At 61.7% G+C, this 2,723-nt stretch carries 4 protein-coding genes; 3 read left to right on the forward strand and 1 reads right to left on the reverse strand.

From position 1 onward, the window contains the following. Positions 1 to 659, forward strand: a 659-nt coding sequence (locus tag VD811_09360; GenBank protein ID HXV21175.1) for an acyl-CoA dehydrogenase family protein, incomplete at its 5' end; no start/stop codon positions are given. 159 nt (positions 660 to 818) lie between these two features. Next, positions 819 to 1,604, forward strand: coding sequence for an enoyl-CoA hydratase (locus tag VD811_09365; GenBank protein ID HXV21176.1), 786 nt, complete (start codon positions 819 to 821; stop codon positions 1,602 to 1,604). 65 nt (positions 1,605 to 1,669) lie between these two features. Here VD811_09365 and VD811_09370 read toward each other — a convergent pair whose 3' ends face one another. Next, the gene (locus tag VD811_09370) at positions 1,670 to 2,080 is read right to left on the reverse strand and encodes a MerR family transcriptional regulator (GenBank protein ID HXV21177.1); all 411 of its coding nucleotides are present in this window, start codon (positions 2,078 to 2,080) and stop codon (positions 1,670 to 1,672) included. 302 nt (positions 2,081 to 2,382) lie between these two features. On the opposite strand from VD811_09370, the gene VD811_09375 reads away from it, so the two are divergent. Further along, on the forward strand, positions 2,383 to 2,723 hold a 341-nt coding region (locus VD811_09375), incomplete at its 3' end, for a 3-hydroxyacyl-CoA dehydrogenase NAD-binding domain-containing protein (GenBank protein ID HXV21178.1).

A 2,723-nucleotide genomic window follows, 5' to 3' on the forward strand; every position in this document is an offset into this window, starting at 1 on the left:
TGCAGATCCATGGCGGCTACGGCTTCGTCAGCGAGTACCCGGCCGAGCGCTTCTATCGCGACGAGCGCATCAACCGGATTTTCGAGGGGACCAACGAGATCAACCGTCTGCTCATCCCCGGCATGATCCTGCGCAAGTCGATGAAGGGTGAACTCCCCCTGCAGAAGGAGGCGCTGAAGGCCTTCGAGTCGCTGATGACCCCTTCCTTCGAGGAGATCGACGACAGCGTTCCTTTCGCCCGGGAAAAGGCTCTCCTGAAGAGCCTCAAGACCCTGTTTCTCATCCTCGCCGGCGCCAGTGTGCAGAAGTTCATGGACCGGCTGCAGAACGAGCAGGAGATACTGCTGGCCGCCGCCGACATGGCCATCCAGATCTTCGCCCTGGAGAGCGCGGTGCTGCGGGCCGAGAAAGTCTTCGCCGCCGCCAGCGAGCGGAAGAAGGAGCTGCTGGCCGCCGTCGTCAAGGTCTGCGCCTTCAACGCCACCGAGATCCTCTCGACGGCGGCGAAGAAGGGAGCCTTCTACATCGAGGAGGGGGACACGCTGACCATGATCCTGAGCGGCATCCGGCGCTTCGCCAAGTACGACGCCACCGGCATGCTCCAGGCCAAGCGGAAGCTGGCCGATGCGGCGATCGAGGCGGAGAAGTACGTTTTCTGACGGCAAGGGGCACGGCATGCCGTGCCCCTGCGTCGTCTGCAGGGTCTGCCAGTGGTCTCCTGCAGGACTCTCTCTGTGATCAGCGGTCCACCCAAATTTTCCGGAAGAAGCCCTGGAGCGTTATTGCCTGAGGTCACGGACAACAGAGGGAGAGCGCTCATGAATTTCGTCAGTCCAACACCGTCGATCGAATGCGGCTGCCGGGAGCATATCCTACGCATCACCATCAACCGCCCGGAGAAGATGAACGCGCTCACCGCGGCGATGTACGACGCCCTTGCCGGCGCCATCGTCTGGGCCGACGGCGACCCGGAAGTCCGCGTCATTCTGATCGCGGGGGCCGGCGGCTGCTTCACCAGCGGCAACGACCTGCACGACTTTGCCGCCTCGCCGCCGACCGGCGAAGAAAGCCCCGTCTTCCGTTTCCTGCTGGCCATCAGCGGTGCGCAGAAACCGATCCTCGCCGCCGTGCTCGGCCCGGCCGTGGGCGTCGGCACCACGATGCTGCTGCACTGCGACCTGGTCTGCGCCGGAGAGAGTGCGCGCTTCGAGCTGCCGTTCGTCAACCTGGGGCTCTGCCCCGAGGCGGCCGCCAGCCTGCTGCTGCCGCAGTTGGCGGGACACCAGCGGGCCGCCGAACTGCTCCTGCTGGGCGAACCCTTCGGCGCCGGGCGGGCCCGGGAGATCGGCCTGGTCAACACCGTTTTTCCCGACGGGGAATTGCTCCAGCAGGCCTTGGCCATGGCACGAAGGCTGGCGCAGAGGCCGCCGGCCTCGGTACGCCTGACCAAAGCCCTGCTCAAGAGGGGCGGTCAACGCGCTGTTGCCGAAACCATGGCCGAGGAAGGGCGGCATTTCCTGCAGCGGCTCGCCTCCCCGGAAGCGCAGGAAGCCTTGGCGGCCTTCTTCGAGAAACGCAAGCCGGATTTTTCCGGCTTCGCCTGAGGCGGTTGCGTATCGGGCGGCGGCAGCACACGGTCGGGTGGTGGTCCCTTCCGTGGCCAGGAGGGTTACGTCAGGTTCTTCTCTTTCAGAATGTCGGCGATTCTGCTCCGATAGCCGACGATGTCCTGTCGCAACGAGGAAAGTCTGGTAATCTTTTCGTCGATGTGATGGATGTGCCCGTCGAGGATCTGCAGAAGCCGCGGCATCATCTTGTCGGAATCCTTGTGGATCTTGTAGATGTCGGCCAGTTCCTGCATCTCCCTGAGAGAAAGACCGATTTCCTTCAATCGGAGAATGAACTTCAGACGGAGAATGTCCTCCTTGGCGTATACCCGGTTGCCGCCTTCGAGCCGCTGCGGCGGCGCCATGATCCCGAATTCTTCATAGTAGCGGATGGTGCGAGTGGTGATGCCGAGCATTTCTGCCACTTCGCCGATCTGCAGGAGTTCCTTCTTTTTGTTGGGCTGGTTTGCCATAGTATTACCTTTACGTAAATAAGTTTATTTAAAAGCTAATACCGGGTCTTTTCCGTGTCAACAAAAACAACAATGTTCGACGTGTTGACTGGCATTTAGACCCTGTTTGAACATCCTTCGGGGTGCGGCCAAACACTGTGTTATAAGAATTGACCTTAACGTAAAGTGTATGTATAAATGCCGTAAGCCACACCAGGGTGTATGATTAATAGTGTCTGGCCGGTAAATGACCACGCCGCTCCATCTGGCTGGCGGAAGTCAGGGGGAGGGGAGGCAGGACGAAGGAGAACCGGGAGGCTGAGGTGAAGACGATCGGAATCATCGGTGCGGGACAGATGGGGAGCGGGATCGCCCACATCGCCGCCCTCGCGGGGTTCGAAGCGCTGCTGTACGATGTGGCTGCGCCCCAGTTGGAAAAGGCGCACGCCGCCATCGGCCGGAACCTGCGGCGGCAGGCGGATAAAGGGGCGATCGAGTCCTCGGCGGTGGCGGCCGCCTCGGCCCGGCTCGGGACCACGAACAGCCTGGACGATATGGCCGGTTGCGATTTCGTCATCGAGGCGGTGCCGGAGAGCGAGGAGCTCAAGCTGGATATTTTCCGCAAGCTCGACCGTATCGTCTCGCCCGGCATGATACTGGCCAG

It is taken from the genome of Desulfuromonadales bacterium, assembly GCA_035620395.1.
In the GTDB taxonomy this organism is placed as follows: domain Bacteria; phylum Desulfobacterota; class Desulfuromonadia; order Desulfuromonadales; family DASPGW01; genus DASPGW01.